This is a genomic window from Arhodomonas sp. KWT (assembly GCF_010993615.1).
In genome coordinates this window covers 1-1,836 of record NZ_WNXE01000232.1, presented here as the reverse complement: position 1 = coordinate 1,836, position 1,836 = coordinate 1, and the positions used below count along the sequence as shown (strand labels likewise).

Below are 1,836 nucleotides of genomic sequence, written 5' to 3'. Positions count from 1 at the left end.
TCGGGGGCGCCGGAGCCGCGTCCGGCCACCGGGGTCTCGTCGTCCAGGGCGCCGCTCTCGCCGGTGAGGTCCACGGTCGCGGCGGCCACCACCAGCCGCTTGTGGGGCATGACGAAGCCGAACTGCTGGCGGTGTTCCGCCTCGAAGGCGGCGCGGCTGCGCTCCGCGTCGTCCAGGTCCACCTCCAGGGTGGTGTCGGTGCCCTCGTACTTGGCGTGCAGGCGCCGGCGCATGCTCACCCGCTCCCGCGGGCAGCCCTGATCGGCGAGCTCCGCCAGCCCGTCCTCGGCGAGGCGGTCCAGCTCGGCGGCCACGCGGGCCGCGAGTGCGTCGTCCAGGGGGGCGTCCACGGGCATCTCGCGCACGGTGGTGAGGTCGGCGAGCCCCATTCCGTAGGCGGAGAGCACCCCGGCGTGGGGGTGGATCAGCACCCGGGTCATGCCCAGGGCGTCGGCGACCAGGCAGGCGTGCTGGCCACCGGCACCGCCGAAGCAGTTGAGGGTGTAGCCGGTCACGTCGTGGCCGCGCTGCACCGAGATCTCCTTGATGGCGTTGGCCATGTTCTCCACGGCGATGCGCAGGAAGCCCTCGGCCACCGCCGCCGGGCTGCGCTCGTCGCCGGTGGCCTCGCGGATCGCCGCGGCCAGTTCGGCGAAGCGCTCGTGGACGACGGCGGCGTCCAGGGGCCGGTCCGCCTCGGGGCCGAAGACCCGCGGGAAGAACTCGGGCTGGAGCTTGCCGAGCATGACGTTGCAGTCGGTGACCGTGAGCGGCCCGCCCCGGCGGTAGCACGCCGGGCCCGGGTCGGCGCCGGCGGAGTCCGGCCCCACCCGGTAGCGGCTGCCGTCGAAGTGGCAGATGGAGCCGCCGCCGGCGGCGACGGTGTGGATCTGGAGCATCGGCACGCGCATGCGGATGCCGGCGATCACGGTCTCGAAGCTGCGCTCGTACTCGCCGGCGTAGTGGGAGACGTCCGTGGAGGTGCCGCCCATGTCGAAGCCGATGACGCGCTCGTAACCCGCCATCGCCGCGGTGCGCACGCAGCCGACGATGCCCCCGGCGGGGCCGGAGAGGATGGCGTCCTTGCCCTCGAAGTAGCGGTGCTCGGTGAGCCCGCCATCGGATTTCATGAACATCAGCCGGGTGTCGCCGAGCTCGCCGGCGACCTGGTCGGCGTAGCGGCGCAGGATCGGCGAGAGGTAGGCGTCGACCACCGTGGTGTCGCCACGCCCGACCAGGCGCATCAGCGGGCTCACGCGGTGGGAGACCGACACCTGGGTGAAGCCGATCTCCCCGGCGATCGCGGCGAGCCGCGCCTCGTGGTCGGTGTAGCGGTAGCCGTGGACCAGGCAGATCGCGATCGCGCGGATGCCGTCGTCGTAGGCCGCCTGCAGCGCCTGCCGCGCCGCGGCCTCGTCCAGGGGCTCGATCACCTCGCCGTCCGCACCCAGGCGCTCGTCGATCTCCACCACGCGCTCGTAGAGCAGCTCCGGCAGCTCGATGTGCTGGGCGAAGATGTCCGGGCGCGACTGGTAGCCGATGCGCAGTGCGTCGTGGAAGCCGCGGGTGACGGCGAGCAGGGTGCGCTCGCCGTCGCGCTCGAGCAGCGCGTTGGTGGCCACGGTGGTGCCCATCTTCACGTGTTCGAGCTGATCCGCAGGGATCGGTGCGCCGTCGGCGAGACCGAGCAGCTCGCGGATGCCCTGCAGGGCGGCGTCGCGATAGCGCTCCGGGTTCTCCGAGAGGACCTTGCGGGTGAGCACGGTCCCGTCCGGGCGACGACCGATGACGTCGGTGAAGGTGCCGCCGCGGTCGATCCAGAACTGCCACTGGCCG

At 72.9% G+C, this 1,836-nt stretch carries 1 protein-coding gene; it reads right to left on the bottom strand.

Annotated features, from left to right (window positions below):
• Nucleotides 1-1,836 (bottom strand): hydantoinase/oxoprolinase family protein (locus tag G7A99_RS25640; protein ID WP_305792330.1); only part of this gene is annotated, 1,836 nt, incomplete at both ends.